The organism is Pseudomonas sp. IT-P74 (genome assembly GCF_949768175.1).
GTDB lineage: Bacteria > Pseudomonadota > Gammaproteobacteria > Pseudomonadales > Pseudomonadaceae > Aquipseudomonas.
The window spans coordinates 84,746-102,164 of the sequence record NZ_CATKQD010000077.1 but is presented as its reverse complement, the minus strand read 5'-3'; the positions used below and the strand labels follow the sequence as shown (position 1 = coordinate 102,164).

The window sequence follows — 17,419 nt, the reverse complement described above, 5'->3', positions numbered from 1 at the left end:
GAGCAAAATGATACTACTTAGGCGCAAGCTCCCTCAGGTGGCGTGCGACTGCAATCCATGCACCGATATACCCCAACAGCACCGCGCCAAGCAAGAGAGACAGACCGTCGGCAACTGGCACTCCAGCCAGCGCAAAATCACTGCCGTACAAACCGGCCAGCCCTACCACCGCGTCGTTCAGCCAATCAAGGCCGAACGCCAGTACCCCCCAGGACAGAATCCCCGCACCGAAGCCATACAACGCGCCCATATACAGAAAGGGCCTGCGTACATAGCTGTCAGTGCCGCCGACCAGTTTAATCACTTCTATCTCTGTGCGGCGGTTTTCAATATGAAGACGAATGGTATTGCCTATCACCAAAAGTAATGCAGAAACCAGAAGCACGGTCAGACCGAAGACAAAACGGTCACCCAGCTTGAGGATGGCTGCCAGACGCTCAACCCAGACTAAATCAAGTTGCGCCTGTTGTACCTTCGGCAGCTCGGATAGTTTTTGTCTTAATGCTTCAAGGGCCGGCTTGTCGACTTCGGTCGGCGTTACCAGCACCACGCCCGGCAGCGGGTTCTCCGGCAATTCCTTGAGCGCCTCGCCCAGCCCGGACTGTTGCTGGAACTCTTCCAGCGCCTGATCCCGGCCAACGTATTCAGCCTCGGCGACACCAGGCATGCCCTTGATCTGATCGCGCAGCGATTCGCCTTCGGCCGGCTTGGCCTCAAGATCCAGATACAGGGAAATCTGCGCCGCGCGCTGCCAGGAGCCGCCCAGGCGCTCGACGTTACTTAGCAAAAGTGACAGTCCCATGGGCAAGCTCAGGGCCACCGCCATCACCATGCAGGTGAAAAAACTGCCGATGGGCTGCTTGCCCAGGCGGCGCAGGCTGTCGACCATGCTGGCGCGATGGCTTTCGATCCAGGCGCGGAACAACGTGGCAAAGTCCGGCCCGTCGTCATCGTCGCGTTTTTTCTTTTGCGGCTGCGGATCGGCTGCCTTCGGGGCCACACGCTCGGAAACCTTGGGGCTACGTGTTGCACTCATACCGCGGCCTCCCCGTCACCGATCAATCGACCGCGTTGCAGCGTCAGCATGCGGTGGCGCATGCGGGCGATCAGGGCCAGGTCGTGACTGGCGATCAGCACGCTGGTACCCAGGCGATTGATGTCTTCGAACACACCCATGATCTCGGCGGCCAGACGCGGGTCGAGGTTACCGGTCGGCTCATCCGCCAGCAGCAAGGCCGGACGGTGGACGATGGCGCGGGCGATGCCGACGCGCTGCTGCTGACCGGTGGACAGGTCGCCCGGGTACAGATCGGTTTTATCCGACAGCGCCACGCGCTCCAGTGCCGAGTCCACGCGCTTGGCGATCTCGGCCTTGGACAGGCCCAGGATCTGCAAAGGCAACGCGACGTTATTGAACACCGTGCGATCGAACAGCAACTGGTGATTCTGGAACACCACGCCGATCTGCCGACGCAAGAAAGGTATCTGCGCGTTGCTGATGGTGCTCAGGTCTTGCCCGGCGAGCAGCAACTTGCCGCTGGTCGGGCGTTCCATGGCCAGCAACAGCCGCAACAAGGTGCTTTTACCGGCGCCGGAATGGCCGGTGACAAACAAGAACTCGCCACGACGGACTCGAAAGCTCAGCTCATGCAAGCCGACGTGACCGTTCGGGTAGCGCTTACCGACCTGTTCGAAACGAATCATGAACGCTCCCGCTCGGCAAACAATGCCTGGACAAAGGGTTCTGCTTCAAAGGTACGCAAATCGTCGATGCCTTCGCCGACGCCAATGTAGCGGATCGGCAGACCGAATTGCTTGGCCAGGGCGAAAATCACCCCACCCTTGGCGGTGCCGTCGAGCTTGGTCAGCGCCAGGCCGGTCAATTCGACGGTCTGGTTGAATTGCTTGGCCTGGTTGATGGCGTTCTGGCCGGTGCCGGCGTCAAGTACCAGCAGCACTTCGTGAGGTGCGTCAGCGTCGAGCTTGCCGATCACCCGGCGAACTTTTTTCAGTTCTTCCATCAGGTTGTCTTTGGTGTGCAGACGGCCGGCCGTGTCGGCGATCAACACGTCGATGCCACGGGCCTTGGCGGCCTGCACGGCATCAAAGATCACCGAGGCCGAGTCGGCGCCAGTGTGCTGCGCGATCACCGGGATCTTGTTGCGCTCACCCCAGACCTGCAATTGCTCCACCGCCGCGGCGCGGAAGGTATCGCCGGCGGCGAGCATGACTTTCTTGCCTTCCAGTTGCAGTTTCTTCGCCAGCTTGCCGATGGTAGTAGTCTTGCCGGCACCGTTGACGCCGACGACCAGAATCACGAACGGTTTGCTCTGCGAGGTGATTTTCAGCGGCTGCTCGACAGGTTTGAGCATCGCGGCCAGCTCGGCTTGCAGGGATTTGTACAGGGCATCGGCGTCAGCCAACTCCTTGCGCGCAACCTTCTGCGTCAAACGCTGAATGATCACCGAGGTGGCTTCGACACCAACGTCGGCGGTCAGCAAGCGGGTTTCGAGGTCTTCGAGCAGCTCGTCATCAATGACCTTTTTGCCCAGGAACAGGCTGGCCATGCCTTCGCCGATACTGGCGCTGGTCTTGGACAGACCCTGCTTGAGGCGGGCGAAGAAACCGGCTTTGGTTTCTTCGGTGCGCACGGGTTCTACCGGGGTTTCGACGGGCGCTGCGATCGGTTCGGGAGTCAGAGCGGGCGCAGGTGCTTGAGCAACCGGAGCAACGAATACCGGAACCTCTGGCTGGCTGACAACGGGCACAGGCTCGGCCACGACGATTGGCTCAACAATCGGTTCGACCACAGGCGCGTGAGCCGGTGCAGATGTAAACGCTGCCGGAGCCGGAATCGGTGGTGTCACGTGAGGGGCCAGGTCATTTTCGACCAATGCCACCGGCTCCTCCGCCACGGGCAAGGCCAGCCATGGCTCGGCAGTCGAGGTCAGCGGCGCTTCGATAACTTCGCTGACAGGCTCAACAACAGTTTCAGCCTGCGACTGCAGTACCGGCTCGGCAACCGGCAGAACAACCGGCGCGGGCGCTTCTTCTATTACCGGGACCGGCGTTGGCGCTGGTTCAGGAATGGCTTGTGGCTGTTCGACGACGGGTTCCTGCGGCTTTTTGCGCAGCCATCCGAACAGGCTTTTCTTCTCGCCAGCCGCAGCTGGGGTCTTCTTGTCGTCGTTGGAACCAAACATGGAGGACGGCTATCTCACGGTAGCGACGCGCCAATGGCGCCCCGGCAAATAAATATTCGATGCAGAACAGACTGTGTTTCACCCAGCTTGTTCACGCGCAACATTTTGTCGAGGTGTTCAATGGCACCTCAAAGCTCGACTAATACGAAGGACTGGAACGGCATCGTCGGCGAAAACGCAGAGTTTAGCTGACAAACTCAAAGTTTCTGCCGGTAACCCATACAACCCGCAGGCCAATCAAAGGCCTGATAGGCGTGGCCGCCAGTAAAACGGATCAGTATCCTAGCACCTCCTCGCCCGCCTAGGCTAAGACCAAGCGGGCAGCCCCAAAGGTTTGAAAACGAATGAATGCTCTTGCCCGCCGCGCCGCTGGCCTGCTGCTCAGCACAGTTTGCCTGCCCCTTTCGGCCCTGGCTGCCGACCCGCAACCCACCCACGAATTCACCCTCGACAACGGTCTGAAGGTGGTCGTGCGTGAAGACCACCGAGCGCCTGTTGTGGTTTCCCAGGTCTGGTACAAGGTCGGTTCCAGCTACGAGACGCCGGGCAATACCGGCCTGTCCCACGCCCTGGAACACATGATGTTCAAGGGCAGCGAGAAGGTCGGTCCCGGCGAAGCCTCGCTGATCCTGCGCGACCTCGGCGCCGAAGAGAACGCCTTCACCAGCGACGACTTCACCGCGTACTACCAGGTACTGGCCCGGGATCGCCTGGGCGTGGCCTTCGAACTGGAAGCCGACCGCATGGCCAGCCTGCGCCTGCCGCCGGACGAGTTCGCCAAGGAAATCGAGGTCATCAAGGAAGAACGTCGCCTGCGTACCGACGACAAGCCTATGGCCAAGGCCTACGAGCGCTTCAAGGCCATGGCTTACCCGGCCAGCGGTTACCACACGCCGACCATCGGCTGGATGGCCGACCTTGAGCGGATGAAAGTCGAAGAACTGCGCCACTGGTACGAAACCTGGTACGTGCCCAACAACGCCACGCTGGTGGTGGTTGGCGATGTCACCCCGGACGAAGTCAAAACCCTGGCCCAACGCTATTTCGGCCCGATCGCCAAACGTGAAGTGCCCGCCGCGAAAAAGCCGCTGGAACTGGCCGAGCCGGGCGAGCGCCAGATCACCCTGCACGTGCAGACCCAGCTGCCTAGCCTGATGCTGGCCTTCAACGTGCCGAGCATCGCCACCGCCGAAGACAAGCGCCTGGTCAATGCCCTGCGCCTGATTTCGGCATTGCTCGACGGCGGCTACAGCGGACGGATCCCGACGCAACTGGAGCGTGGCGAAGAACTGGTGTCCGGCGGCTCGTCGAGTTACGACGCCTACACCCGTGGCGACAGCCTCTTCACCCTGTCGGCATCGCCAAACTCGCAGAAACACAAGACCATCGCCCAGGCGCAAGCCGGTTTGTGGAAGCTGCTCGACCAGCTGAAAACCACGGCGCCAACCGCTGAAGAACTGGAACGCGTACGCGCACAAGTCATCGCCGGCCTGGTCTTCGAGCGCGACTCGATCACCAGTCAGGCCACGGCCATCGGCCAACTGGAAACCGTCGGCCTGTCGTGGAAACTGATGGACACCGAACTGGCCGATCTGGAAAGCGTCACGCCGCAAGATATCCAGAAAGCCGCCAAGCTGTATTTCACCCGCGAACGTCTCAGCGTCGCCCATGTACTGCCTCTGGAGACGACTCATGAGTGAGCGTAAACCCTCCCGCCTGGCCCTGATCGGCCTGGTCGCCGTCGCTGTTATCGGTTCCGCCGCGTTTTATTTGTCACGCCCAGGCCAAACCAATGCCAGCGAAGCCCTGGACAAGGCCAAGGCCAGCCAGAAACTGCAATCGCTGACCGAGCTCAACGGCAAGGCACCGGAACACCGCAAGCTGGACGTGCAGACCTGGAACACCGCCGAAGGCACCAAGGTGCTGTTCGTCGAAGCCCATGAGCTGCCGATGTTCGACATGCGCCTGATCTTCGCTGCCGGCAGCAGCCAGGACGGCAATGCACCGGGCGTGGCGGTGTTGACCAACGCCATGCTCAACGAAGGCGTGGCCGGCAAAGACGTCGGCGCCATTGCCCAAGGCTTCGAAGGCCTGGGCGCCGATTTCGGCAATGGCGCTTATAAGGACATGGCAATCGCTACGCTGCGCAGCCTGAGTGCCAAGGACAAGCGCGAGCCGGCCCTGAAGCTGTTCGCCGAAGTCATCGGCAAGCCGACTTTCCCTGCCGATTCGCTGGCCCGCATCAAGAACCAGATGCTCGCCGGTTTCGAATACCAGAAACAGAACCCGGGCAAACTGGCGAGCCTGGAACTGATGAACCGTTTGTACGGTGATCACCCATACGCACACGCCAGCGACGGCACGGCGAAAACCGTACCGGCGATCACCCAGGTACAACTGCGTGCTTTCCACGAGAAAGCCTACGCCGCCGGTAACGTAGTGATCGCGCTGGTCGGCGACCTGTCCCGCGCGGAAGCCGAGGCGATTGCCGCCCAGGTATCCGGCGCCCTGCCCAAAGGTCCGGCCTTGGCGAAAATCGCGCAACCCGTCGAGCCCAAGGCCAGCGTCGGCCATATCGAGTTCCCGTCCAAGCAGACCAACCTGATGCTCGCGCAACTGGGCATCGACCGCGACGACCCGGACTACGCGGCGTTGTCCATGGGTAACCAGATTCTCGGTGGCGGCGGCTTCGGCACCCGCTTGATGAGCGAAGTGCGCGAGAAGCGTGGCCTGACGTACGGCGTGTATTCGGGTTTCACCCCGATGCAGGTGCGCGGCCCGTTCATGATCAACCTGCAAACCCGCGCCGAGATGAGCGAGGGCACCCTGAAACTGGTGCAGGATGTGCTGGCCGACTACCTTAAAACCGGCCCGACCGAAAAAGAGCTCGACGATGCCAAGCGCGAACTGGCCGGCAGCTTCCCGCTGTCCACCGCCAGCAACGCCGATATCGTCGGCCAACTGGGCGCCATCGGTTTTTACAACTTGCCGTTGAGCCACCTGGAAGACTTCATGCAACAATCCCAGGCCTTGACCGTCGAGCAGGTCAAAGCCGCCATGAACAAACACCTGAGCACGGACAAGATGGTCATCGTCAGCGCTGGCCCGACCGTGCCGCAAAAGCCGTTACCGGCCCCTACTGATAAACCTTCCGAGCAGCCGCTCGGGGTTCCGGAGCATTAATGGCCCATCCTAAAAAACCCGCCAAAAACGTCCATAACGGCGTGAACCAGCTGCGCATCATCGGTGGCGAATGGCGCAGCCGGAAGCTGAGCTTCCCTGACGCCCCGGGCCTGCGCCCGACGCCGGACCGCGTGCGTGAAACCCTGTTCAACTGGCTCGCGCCGTACGTGCCGGGCGCCAAAGTGTTCGACCCGTTCACCGGCAGCGGCGCGCTGTTCCTCGAAGCCCTGTCCCGCGGCGCGGCCATGGGTCAGGCGCTGGACGCCAGCAGCATCGCGGTGTCCAGCCTCAAGGAGCACTTGGGCACGCTGCGCTGCACCACCGGCCAGGTCCAGACCGCCGACGCCCTGCGCTACCTGGAAACCCAGACCGCCATCGCCTACGACCTGGTGTTCCTCGACCCGCCGTTCAACCAGAACCTGCTACCCGCCGTGTGCAAGTTGCTTGAAGAGCGCCAATGGCTGGCCGAGGACGCGTGGGTGTACACCGAAAGCGAGTCCGCACCTTCGACCCTGGGCCTGCCGGAGAACTGGCGCTTGCACCGGGAGCAGAAATCCGGGCGGGTGTATTACTCGTTGTGGCAGCGCGGCGCCTGACATTTCGGCGAGACGACTGCCCCAAACCGGTTGTGCAGTGCACTACATAGTTACCGCCTGACGTCCTTTCGGATCATCCACAGTGGTTTGCGCAATTAACTGCAAACCACTGAGGATGAACACGGATGAACATCTCCAGCAGCACTTTTATGCTGCCCTTTATCGCCTGTCTGCCACTCATGGCCAGCGCGGCGGCACCCCCTGCGACACAAGACTTCGTACTGGATAACGGCCTCAAGGTTGTCGTGCGCGAGGACCACCGCTCCCCCATCGTCACCGCCCAACTCTGGATCAAGACCGGCTCAAGCCACGAACCACCCGGCCAGTCGGGCCTGTCCCACGCCCTCGAACATATGGTCTACAAAGGCAGCAGCAAGGCCTGCGCCGGAGAGTTCATGACGGTACTGGATAAGCTTGGCGCCAGTCATAACGCATCCACCAGCGCTGACTACACAGTTTTTTACCAGACCCTGCCTTCCAGCCGCACTGGCGTCGCGTTCGAAATACTGGCCGACCTGATGAGTACGGCCGAGCTGAATGAACAGGACTTCACACCGGAGCTCAAGGTCATTCAGGAGGAGCGTCGGATGCGCGTTGATGATGAGATCACCGCGTCGGTTCACGAAAGACTGAACAGCATTGCCTACCCGGCCAGCAGCTACCGCACCCCGACGATCGGCTGGATGCACGATCTGCAACGCATGAACACCGTGCAATTGCAGCAGTGGTATCAGGCCTGGTATTCGCCGGACAATGCGACGCTGGTGGTCGTTGGCGATGTTGCACCTGAGCGGATCAAGGCCCTGGCACAGCAGTACTTCGGCCACCTTGAGCAACGTGCGACACCTGTGACGCCTGCCCCCGTCGAACTGGCGTCTGCCGGTGAACGGTCACTGGCCCTGCATGCACCGATAGCATCCCCGCGCCTGATCATGAGCTTCAACGCGCCCAGCCTGGCCACGGCACCGGATCGTCGGACCGCCCATGCCCTGCGCTTGCTCGATATGTTACTGGCCGGATCCAGTAGCGCGCGGATCAAACAGCAGCTGCAACGGAGCGACACGATATTCACCGAGGCCGACTCAGAGTACGACGCCTTCAAACGCGGCGATTCGTTGCTGACCATCACCACACAGCTCAACCCGGACAAGCTCAATGACGCTGACGAGGCCCTCGTCCGTCTGTGGCAAGTGATCGAATCACTGAAGAGCAAGGCGCCGGAACCGGCTGAACTGGAGCGAGCGAAAAACCTTGTGATCGCTAACACGGTTTATGCACAGGATGATCTGGAAGGGCAGGCCGACATCTTGGGTCTGCTGGAAACCATCGGCCTCGACTGGCGGCTGGCCGATCGGGATACGGATGAGCTGAACACGGTCACACCCCTGGATATTCAACAGGTCGCAAAGACTTACCTGACGCGCGAGCGCCTGAGTACCGCGAAAATCCTGCCGGAGAAAAACAATGGATAAGCTCAAAGGCCTCATCAACGGATTGATCCTGGTCGGCATGCTGTCGAGTGCACAGTCCCCTGCCACTGCAACCACGGCGCCCCAGAAACCAGTGCTGCAATCGCTCAATGAACCACAGACTCCGGCGACCCACCGCACGCTGTCGATCAAGGGTTACAAAACGCTCAGCGGAACGAAGATCCTGTTCATCCGCACCCCTGGCCTGCCGATGTTCGATGCCCTTGTGAGCTTTGCCGCCGGCAGCGCCCACACGCCGCATAACCCCGGCCTGGCCGCTGTCACCTATAGCCTTTTGAATGAGGGTGTGGCTGGCAAAGACGTCAATGCCATACAGGCGACTTTCGATAATCTGGGTGCAAGGATGAATATGGGCATCAGCCAGGACCGGATCTGGATTTCCCTGCGAAGTCTGAGTGACGAATCACGGCGCACTCCAGCCCTGGAACTGTTTGCCCAGGTACTCGGCAAGCCGCTGTTACCGCAAGAGTCCCTGCCTACGGTGAAATCCCAACTGCAGTACTTTCTGGACCATGAAGAGCAGTCCCATGCAGCTCAAGCCCAAATAGCCAATCTCGGCCAGCTGTTTCCCGACCACGGTTATGCCCAGTCCCTCTACGGAACCAGGGCCGGACTGACCGCCATCACCCGCACCCAGGTGCAAGACTTTCATCGCGAGGCTTATGCCGCGGGCAATGCCCAGATCACACTGGTCGGCGACCTCACCGAGGAAGAAGCCCAACGCATCGGTGCGCAGATATCCGCGGCCTTGCCCCTGGGACCGGCCACTGCGGCGATCCAGCCAGTGACAAGTCCAGCCGCTCCAGGTCTGCTGCGCATTGAGCGACCATCGACCCAGGCTTACCTGCGCCTTGCCCAGCCAAGTGTCCTGCAAAACAGTCCGGACTACGTCGGGCTACAGATGGCCATGCGGATTTTCACCAACCGACTGACCCATGAACTGCGTGAACGCCGAGGTCTGACCTATCACGTTGACGCCGACCTCTCAGCCCTTCAGGCACAAGGGTTGCTGACTATTAAATTGCAGACCCGACCGGAGCAGGCCGATGCCGTGCTGGCCCATATCAAGACGATGTTCAGTGACTTCCTCGCTCAAGGACCTACCCAACAGGAACTCGAGGACAGCCAACAGCGATTGGCCGGTAGCGCGCCTTTGAACAGCGCTACCAATATGCAGATTCTGAGACAGTTGCACGCCATCAGCGCTCACAATCTGCCGCTGGACCTCGACTTTGCCACGCAAGCAGCCTTGAAGCTGAACCTGATATCAATCAAAACAGCACTCAACCGGCATTACCACGCCGACCAATGGCGCGCTGTCATCCTGGGGCCGAAGACCGATCAACAACCGCTGCCAGCTCCAGGCGAAAGCGCAACCAATGCCATGTGTCGCGTGCCTGGCGAGATTGTGGCAAGTTAGACAACCATGATGACGCGGTTGTGGCACTGTCGCGCCGCGTCTTCGGGCAGACTCATGAACACTCCCACCGAGAATGACTGTGCAACCGCACCCCGCACTGGCCGTACCGCCGTCCTTCACCCCTGCCTTCGGCATCGGCAATCCGCACTTGCAAACCTTGTGGGGGCCGCTGTGGCGTAAAACCGTGCACATCGGCCGTGAACGCGAACGCCTGTGGCTTGAAGACGGCGATTTTCTCGACCTTGACTGGCACGGCCCGCACATTGCCGATGCACCGTTGGTGCTGGTGCTGCACGGGCTCACCGGTTCGTCGAATTCGCCTTACGTGGCGGGCATGCAAAAAGCTCTGGGCGACCGTGGCTGGGCCAGCGTCGCGCTGAACTGGCGCGGCTGTTCGGGCGAACCCAACCTGTTGCCGCGCAGCTACCATTCCGGCGCCAGCGAAGACCTGGCCGAAACCATCAGACACTTGCGGGCCAAACGGCCTCTGGCGCCACTGTATGCGGTGGGCTACTCCCTTGGCGGTAATGTCCTGCTCAAGCATTTGGGCGAAACCGGCAGCGACAGCGACTTGACGGGCGCCGTGGCGGTGTCGGTACCGTTCCGCCTGGACCAGTGCGCCGACCGTATCGGCCAGGGCTTTTCCAAGGTTTACCAGGCGCATTTCATGCGCGAGATGGTCGCCTACATCAAGAACAAACAGCGACAGTTCCAGCACGACGGACGCGAGGACGGCCTGGCAGCCCTGGCGGCCCTCGGATCCCTGGAAAACATGCGCACGTTCTGGGACTTCGATGGACGCGTCACCGCGCCACTGCACGGTTTCGCCGACGCCGAGGATTATTATCGCCGCGCCTCCAGCCGCTATTTCCTTGGCGAAATTCGTACGCCGACCTTGATGATTCAGGCCGCCGACGACCCCTTCGTGTTTCCCCACAGCCTGCCGCACGTCGATGAACTGTCCGCTTGCACGCAATTCGAACTGCAAGCCAAGGGCGGGCATGTCGGTTTCGTCGATGGCTCGCTCAAGCAACCGGGTTACTACCTGGAACGGCGCATCCCCGAGTGGCTGGCCGCCATAGGGTGCGCTTGAATCATGGACGCTGACCAAGGCGAGTCGATCCACTTCTGGCAAACTCCGCCGCTGGCTGGGGTCGAGTTGTTGTCCGCCCGCTACATCGACCATCGTTTTGCCCCCCATGTGCATGACGGCTATGTGATCGGCATGATCATGGCGGGCGCCCAGCGTTATCGCTATCGCGGCGCCGAACACCTGGCAGGCAGCGGCACGCTGGTGCTGATCAACCCCGATGAATTGCACACCGGCCACAAAGGCACCGAGGATGGCTGGCTGTATCGGGCGTTTTATCCGGACAGCGGGCAGATAACTTCGCTGCTGGCCGAACTCGAGTTGCCAACCCGTCACTTGCCGACCTTCGGTGCCACGCTGTATCGCGATCAGGATCTGGTGAACGGTTTCTGCCAGCTTCACCGTTTACTGGAAAGCCCCGCCACCGCTTTGCAGCAACAAACGATCTGGCGCGAACTGGTGCTGTCACTGTTGCAGCGTCATGCGGCGGTGCCCGATGCCGGTAAACCCGGCAAGGAACACCGGGCCGTGAGCCTGGCCAAGGAGTTGCTGCTCGTGCAACTGGCAGCACCACCTTCACTGGAGGCACTGGCGGCGACGGTCAATCTCTCGCCATTCCATTTCGCCCGGGTGTTCCGCCGGGCCACCGGCATGCCGCCGCACACCTGGCTGATGCAACAGCGTATCGCCCGGGCGCGGGCGTTGCTGCAAAGTGGTTGTCTGCCGCTGGAAGTCGCGATGCAACTGGGGTTTGCCGACCAGAGCCATCTGAGCCGGCAGTTCAAGCAGGTGTATGGGGTTGGACCGGGGGCGTATCGCAGTGCAAAACGGGGACTTGAGGCTTAACGAGATCTCAAAAACACCATCCATCCCACAGGTATTAGTGGTGTTTACTCGCCGGTGGTGATGCCCCGCGCAGGCTCGTTGATCCACTCGCTCCATGACCCGGCATACAATGAACCCAACGGATAACCGGCAAGACACAACGCAAACAGGTTGTGGCACGCCGTCACGCCGGAGCCGCAGTACGCCACCAGATCATTCGGCGAACGATCGCCCAGTTTCGCGGAGAAACGCTGCTTGAGCTGATCGGCCGGCAGGAAGCGCCCGTCACTGCCAAGGTTCTCGGTAAACGCCGCACACTGGGCGCCAGGGATGTGCCCGGCAATCGGATCGATCGGTTCCACTTCCCCCTTGAAACGCGGCAATGCGCGAGCATCGAGCAGGGTCAGTTCCGGCCGCGCAAGGCGCTTTTGCAGCCGCTCGGCACTGATCAGCAACGCCATGTCAGGACTACCGGTGAAGGAGCCACGGGCGATCGCCGGCGCATCCAGGCTCAGCGGCAAACCGGCCGCGTGCCAGGCCTTGAGACCGCCATCGAGGATGAAAACACCGTCGCGTTTGCCCAACCACGCCAGCAACCACCAGGCCCGCGCCGCATAGGCCCCCGGACCGTCGTCATACAAAACCACTTCGCTATCGGCGTTGATGCCCCAGGCTTGCAGGCGCTCGATCAGTTGCGCCGGCTCGGGCAACGGATGACGCCCGGTCACGCCCTTGACCACGGCTCCACTCAGGTCACGCTCGAGGTCGGCATAGCTCGAACCGGCGATATGCCCTTCGGCATAGCTGCGCTGACCGTAATCCGGGTCTTCGAGGGCAAAACGACAATCCAGAATCACCAGCCCCGGCTGGTCCTTTTTCAGGTCCAGTGCTTGCGGGCTGATCAATTGCGCAATGGGCATAGCGGGCTCCTGTGCTTAAGTCGGTCTTGATCCTACTGTACTTCTTCCAATGCCTGGGCCAGGGGCACGTAAAACTCTTCGAACAAGGCACTGACCGCATCGCGGGCCTCATCCGTGACAAACCCGGCTTCCAGCACCAGCACCTGATACACCCCACGTTTAATGGCTTGCTCGCTGAGGTGGCTGGAATTCTCCCGCGTGGTGCACAGAAAGCGCACCCAGGACGTGAGGATGATCCAGGCATTGAGCGTCAGGGATTCGATCTGCACCTTGTCCATCTTCAGGATGCCGGCGGCGACGAAACCTTCGTAGATCGCCGAACCCTGGATCAGGCAGCGCTGGGAGAAGCGTCGATAGCGGTCGGCCAGGTCCGGATCGCTGTCGAGCAAATGTTCGAGATCACGATGCAGAAACCGGTAGCGCCACATCGCCGACAACAGCTCCTTGAGGTAGAAGCGCTTGTCTTCCACCGTGGCGGCACGGCCCTGGGGCGGACGCAGGAAGCTGTCCACCAGGCTTTCGTACTCGCTGAACAGCACGGCGATGATCGCCTGCTTGTTCGGGAAGTGGTAGTACAGGTTGCCCGGGGAAATTTCCATATGGGCAGCAATGTGGTTGGTGCTGATGCTGCGCTCGCCCTGCTGGTTGAACAGCTCCAGGCTGTTCTGCACGATGCGCTCGCTGGTTTTGATCCGTGGGGCCATGGCTTGAGCTTTAATTCAGAGTGCGTTGACGGGCATCTTAGATCTATCCGCGAGCGGATAAAACCAAGCTGTTCCAGGATGTCATTTGACTTTTTAGAGTATAGGCTCTAAAAAGTGCTTCATTACAATAAATCCGGAGCCGACCATGACTGCTGAAATTTCCTACCTTCAGAACCTACAGCAGCCGTTGGAAGAGCTTCAGGCCCTGTTCGACGCCCAGCGTGCCGCCTACGCCGCCAACCCGATGCCACCGGCTGCGCAGCGCCAGCAATGGCTCAAGGCGCTAAAGGATTTGTTGAACAACGAACGCCAGGCCCTGATCGATGCGATCAGCCAGGACTTCAGTCATCGCAGCGCCGATGAAACTCTGCTCGCCGAACTGATGCCCAGCCTGCACGGCATCCATTACGCCAGCAAACACCTCAAGGGCTGGATGCGAGCCTCGCGACGCAAAGTGGGCGCAGCCTTCCAGCCCGCCTCGGCCAAAGTGGTTTATCAACCACTGGGCGTGGTCGGGGTCATCGTGCCGTGGAACTACCCGCTGTACCTGGCCATCGGCCCGTTGGTCGGCGCGCTGTCGGCGGGCAATCGGGTGATGCTCAAGCTCAGTGAGTCGACTCCCGCGACCGGCCTGCTGATGAAGCGACTGCTGGCGCGAATCTTCCCCGAAGACCTGGTTTGCGTGGTCCTGGGCGAGGCGGACATGGGCGTGGCGTTTTCACGCCTGCCGTTCGATCACCTGCTGTTCACCGGCGCCACCAGCATCGGCAAACACGTGATGCGCGCCGCCGCGGAAAACCTGACCCCGGTGACTCTGGAGCTTGGCGGCAAGTCCCCGGCCATTGTTTCCCGCGACGTGCCGCTCAAGGACGCCGCCGAGCGCATCGCCTTCGGCAAGACCCTGAACGCCGGCCAGACCTGCGTGGCCCCGGACTATGTGCTGGTGCCGGAGGATCGCGTCGGAGGTTTCGTCGAAGCCTATCGCACAGCCGTCCGCGGGTTTTATCCGACGCTGGCTGACAACCCGGACTACACCGCGATCATCAATGAGCGACAACTGGCACGTCTCAACGGCTACGTCAGCGACGCCACCAGCAAGGGTGCGCTGCTGATGCCGCTGTTCGAACAGGGCCAGGGCCGCCGCATGGGCCATAGCCTGCTGCTCAACGTCACGGACGAGATGACGGTGATGCAGGACGAAATCTTCGGTCCGCTGCTGCCGATCGTGCCGTACAAGGATCTGGACCAGGCATTTGCCTACATCAACCAGCGCCCTCGCCCACTGGCGCTGTATTACTTCGGCTACGACAAGCGCGAACAACAGCGCGTGCTGCACGAAACCCATTCCGGCGGCGTGTGCCTGAACGACACCCTGCTGCACGTTGCCCAGGACGACATGCCGTTCGGCGGCATCGGTGCCTCGGGCATGGGCCACTACCACGGCCATGAAGGGTTCCTGACCTTCAGCAAAGCCAAGGGGGTGCTGATCAAACAACGGTTCAATGCGGCGAAACTGATCTATCCGCCGTATGGAAAATCGATTCAGAAGCTGATCCAGAAGCTGTTCATCCGCTAACGATCTTCACCGTCGGGTAATAACAATAATGAACCCCAGCCTGTCCGATACACCCGCGCTGTCACGGCGCGGGCTGCTTAAATTCAGCCTCGGCGCCACGGCTTTCCTCGCCACCGCCGGACTCGGAGCCAGCCTCAGCGGTTGTTCGTCGAGCGCGCCGGCCAATGGTTTCGTCACGTTACGCAGCGGCGACCTGCTGTTCTTGCGGGCATTGATTCCGGTCATGCTCGAGGGTGCCGTGACCGCTGAACGGATGCCCGAGGCTGTCGAGGGCACACTGAAAAGCCTGGACTACAGCCTCGCCCACCTGTCGCCGGAAATGCTCAAGCTGACCCAACAACTGTTCGATGTGCTGGGCATGGCCGTGACCCGCGGACCGTTGACCGGGATCTGGGGCAGCTGGGAAAACGCCAGCGCCAACGACATCCGAGCCTTTCTCGATCGTTGGGAAAACAGCTCGTTGAGCCTGTTGCGCATGGGCCACAGCTCCTTGCTGCAACTGGTCATGATGGCCTGGTACGGGCGCAAGGAATCGTGGGCGCATTGCGGGTATCCCGGGCCGCCTACGGTCTGAAACCGAGTCCCCCCTATCGCGAGCAGGCTCGCTCCCACAGGGGATTTGTGAACGATGCAGAACCAGTGTGGGAGCGAGCTTGCTCGCGATGGGGCCAGCCGCTTCACCGCCCACCCCAACAATAAAAAGAGAACCCGAAGATGCCCGTACCCGATCCGTTCCGCGAAGGCATGGCCAGAGGCTGGAAAACCTACAACGGCTCGCTACTGACCCAGGACCTGACACTCGAAGCGGACGTGGCGATCATCGGCAGCGGTGCCGGCGGCGGCACTACCGCTGAAATCCTTAGCGCGGCCGGCTACAAGGTGCTGCTGATCGAGGAAGGCCCGCTCAAGACCAGCAGCGACTTCAAGCTGCTCGAGGACCAGGCCTACGCCAGCCTGTATCAGGAAGGCATCGGCCGCATGAGCAAAGACGGCGCGATCACCATCCTCCAGGGCCGGGCGGTGGGCGGCACCACGCTGATCAACTGGACCTCCAGTTTCCGTACGCCGGAGCTGACCCTGGAACACTGGGCCAAGGAGCACAACGTCAAGGGCCACAGCCCGGCGGAAATGGCGCCATGGTTCGAGAAAATGGAGCAACGCCTGGGCGTCGCGCCGTGGATGGTGCCACCCAACGCCAACAATGATGTGATCCGCAAGGGCTGCGAAGCACTGAACTACTCGTGGCACGTCATCCCGCGCAACGTTCGTGGCTGCTGGAACCTCGGATACTGCGGCATGGGCTGCCCGACCAACGCCAAGCAATCGATGATGGTCACCACCATTCCAGCGACCCTGGAAAAAGGCGGCGAGTTGCTTTACCTGGCCCGCGCCGAAAAACTTAACATCAGCGGCGACAAGGTCACCGGCCTGCAATGTTCGGCGATGGATGAACGCTGCGTCGCACCGACCGGGCGCACCATCACGATCAAGGCGCGGCATTTCGTGCTGGCCGGTGGCGGCATCAACAGCCCTGCCTTGCTGATGCGTTCCGGGGCACCCGACCCGCACGAGCGCCTGGGCAAACGCACGTTCCTGCACCCGGTGAACATGTCCGCCGCGCTGTTCGATGAAGTGGTCAACCCCTTCTACGGCGCGCCGCAGTCGATCTATTCCGACCATTTCCAATGGCAGGACGGCACCACGGGCAAGATGTCCTACAAACTGGAAGTCCCGCCCCTGCACCCGGCGCTGGCCACGACACTGCTCGGTGGTTTCGGCCAGGAAAATTCGCAGCACATGGCCAATCTGGCCCATACCCACGCCATGCTGGCGTTGCTGCGGGACGGTTTTCACCCTGACAGCCCCGGTGGCAGCGTCGAATTGCGCAGCGATGACACGCCGGTGCTGGATTACCAGCTATCACCCTACGCCTGGGATGGATTGCGCCGGGCGTTCCATACCATGGCCGAGATCCAGTTTGCCGGTGGCGCCAAGGCCGTGATGCCGATGCACGCCGACGCCCGCTACGTGAAGACCCTCGCCGAAGCGCGCACCCTGATCGACGGCCTGAGCCTGGAGTTGTATCGCACACGCCTGGGCAGCGCCCATGTGATGGGCGGTTGCGCCATGGGTGAGGACCCGACAATCGCGGTGACCGACAGTCTCGGCCGGCATCATCAACTGGGTAATCTGTCGATTCACGACGGCTCGCTGTTCCCCACCAGCATTGGCGCCAATCCGCAGCTGTCGGTCTACGGACTGACGGCGCAACTGGCGACTTCCCTGGCCGAACGTTTAAAAAACCCGTGAAAATGACGATAATTCCCATCGTCTATAGTGCTTTCTTACCCAACAGGCGACTTGGCCGACCGGGAAGGCTGCGATACCATCCGACTCCCCAACGGATTCCCG

Annotated in this window: 15 protein-coding genes; 10 read left to right on the top strand and 5 right to left on the bottom strand. The window is 61.2% G+C overall.

Going from position 1 to position 17,419, the window contains the following annotated elements:
* Window positions 1-13: 13 nt before the first annotated feature.
* From ftsX to ftsY, 3 genes are read right to left on the bottom strand one after another with little or no spacing between them, the layout of a single operon-like run.
* A complete protein-coding gene (ftsX, locus tag ACM6J5_RS24705; protein WP_095945295.1) occupies window positions 14-1,036 on the bottom strand; it encodes a permease-like cell division protein FtsX in 1,023 nt (340 codons plus the stop codon).
* Window positions 1,033-1,704 (bottom strand): cell division ATP-binding protein FtsE, encoded by a 672-nt coding sequence (gene ftsE / locus ACM6J5_RS24700; protein WP_007975383.1) that lies wholly within the window; start codon window positions 1,702-1,704, stop codon window positions 1,033-1,035. Before ftsE ends, ftsX begins: the two co-directional genes overlap by 4 nt.
* Complete coding sequence (gene ftsY, locus ACM6J5_RS24695) at window positions 1,701-3,203, bottom strand: signal recognition particle-docking protein FtsY (protein ID WP_414929515.1); 1,503 nt, start codon at window positions 3,201-3,203, stop codon at window positions 1,701-1,703. The genes ftsE and ftsY overlap by 4 nt, the downstream gene beginning before the upstream one ends.
* A gap of 344 nt (window positions 3,204-3,547) precedes the next feature.
* On the opposite strand from ftsY, the gene ACM6J5_RS24690 reads away from it, so the two are divergent.
* From ACM6J5_RS24690 to ACM6J5_RS24660, 7 genes are all read left to right on the top strand, one after another.
* Complete coding sequence (locus ACM6J5_RS24690; RefSeq protein WP_095945297.1) at window positions 3,548-4,903, top strand: M16 family metallopeptidase; 1,356 nt, start codon at window positions 3,548-3,550, stop codon at window positions 4,901-4,903.
* Complete coding sequence (locus ACM6J5_RS24685; RefSeq protein ID WP_095945298.1) at window positions 4,896-6,386, top strand: M16 family metallopeptidase; 1,491 nt, start codon at window positions 4,896-4,898, stop codon at window positions 6,384-6,386. Before ACM6J5_RS24690 ends, ACM6J5_RS24685 begins: the two co-directional genes overlap by 8 nt.
* A complete protein-coding gene (gene rsmD / locus ACM6J5_RS24680; RefSeq protein WP_095945299.1) occupies window positions 6,386-6,982 on the top strand; it encodes a 16S rRNA (guanine(966)-N(2))-methyltransferase RsmD in 597 nt (198 codons plus the stop codon). Before ACM6J5_RS24685 ends, rsmD begins: the two co-directional genes overlap by 1 nt.
* Window positions 6,983-7,107: 125 nt before the next feature.
* A complete protein-coding gene (locus tag ACM6J5_RS24675) occupies window positions 7,108-8,454 on the top strand; it encodes a M16 family metallopeptidase (RefSeq protein ID WP_414929514.1) in 1,347 nt (448 codons plus the stop codon).
* Complete coding sequence (locus ACM6J5_RS24670; protein ID WP_150672088.1) at window positions 8,447-9,892, top strand: M16 family metallopeptidase; 1,446 nt, start codon at window positions 8,447-8,449, stop codon at window positions 9,890-9,892. The genes ACM6J5_RS24675 and ACM6J5_RS24670 overlap by 8 nt, the downstream gene beginning before the upstream one ends.
* Window positions 9,893-9,989: 97 nt before the next feature.
* Entirely contained in the window at window positions 9,990-10,985 is a 996-nt protein-coding gene (locus tag ACM6J5_RS24665) for a hydrolase (RefSeq protein ID WP_414929596.1), read from the top strand.
* Between the two features lie 3 nt (window positions 10,986-10,988).
* A complete protein-coding gene (locus ACM6J5_RS24660) occupies window positions 10,989-11,828 on the top strand; it encodes an AraC family transcriptional regulator (RefSeq protein ID WP_150672090.1) in 840 nt (279 codons plus the stop codon).
* 44 nt (window positions 11,829-11,872) lie between these two features.
* Here the strand turns inward: ACM6J5_RS24660 and ACM6J5_RS24655 are convergent, their stop codons facing one another.
* Together ACM6J5_RS24655 and ACM6J5_RS24650 are read right to left on the bottom strand one after the other, a co-directional pair.
* The gene (locus ACM6J5_RS24655; protein ID WP_095945304.1) at window positions 11,873-12,727 is read right to left on the bottom strand and encodes a sulfurtransferase; all 855 of its coding nucleotides are present in this window, start codon (window positions 12,725-12,727) and stop codon (window positions 11,873-11,875) included.
* Between the two features lie 32 nt (window positions 12,728-12,759).
* Window positions 12,760-13,431 (bottom strand): TetR/AcrR family transcriptional regulator, encoded by a 672-nt coding sequence (locus tag ACM6J5_RS24650; protein WP_008048320.1) that lies wholly within the window; start codon window positions 13,429-13,431, stop codon window positions 12,760-12,762.
* Window positions 13,432-13,576: 145 nt separating this feature from the next.
* On the opposite strand from ACM6J5_RS24650, the gene ACM6J5_RS24645 reads away from it, so the two are divergent.
* The 3 genes from ACM6J5_RS24645 to ACM6J5_RS24635 all read left to right on the top strand — a co-directional run bounded on the left by ACM6J5_RS24645 (window position 13,577) and on the right by ACM6J5_RS24635 (window position 17,317).
* Window positions 13,577-15,007, top strand: coding sequence for a coniferyl aldehyde dehydrogenase (locus ACM6J5_RS24645; protein WP_095945306.1), 1,431 nt, complete (start codon window positions 13,577-13,579; stop codon window positions 15,005-15,007).
* 28 nt (window positions 15,008-15,035) lie between these two features.
* Entirely contained in the window at window positions 15,036-15,581 is a 546-nt protein-coding gene (locus tag ACM6J5_RS24640) for a twin-arginine translocation pathway signal protein (RefSeq protein ID WP_095945307.1), read from the top strand.
* 140 nt (window positions 15,582-15,721) lie between these two features.
* Entirely contained in the window at window positions 15,722-17,317 is a 1,596-nt protein-coding gene (locus ACM6J5_RS24635) for a GMC family oxidoreductase N-terminal domain-containing protein (RefSeq protein WP_414929513.1), read from the top strand.
* The last annotated feature ends 102 nt before the right edge of the window (window positions 17,318-17,419 follow it).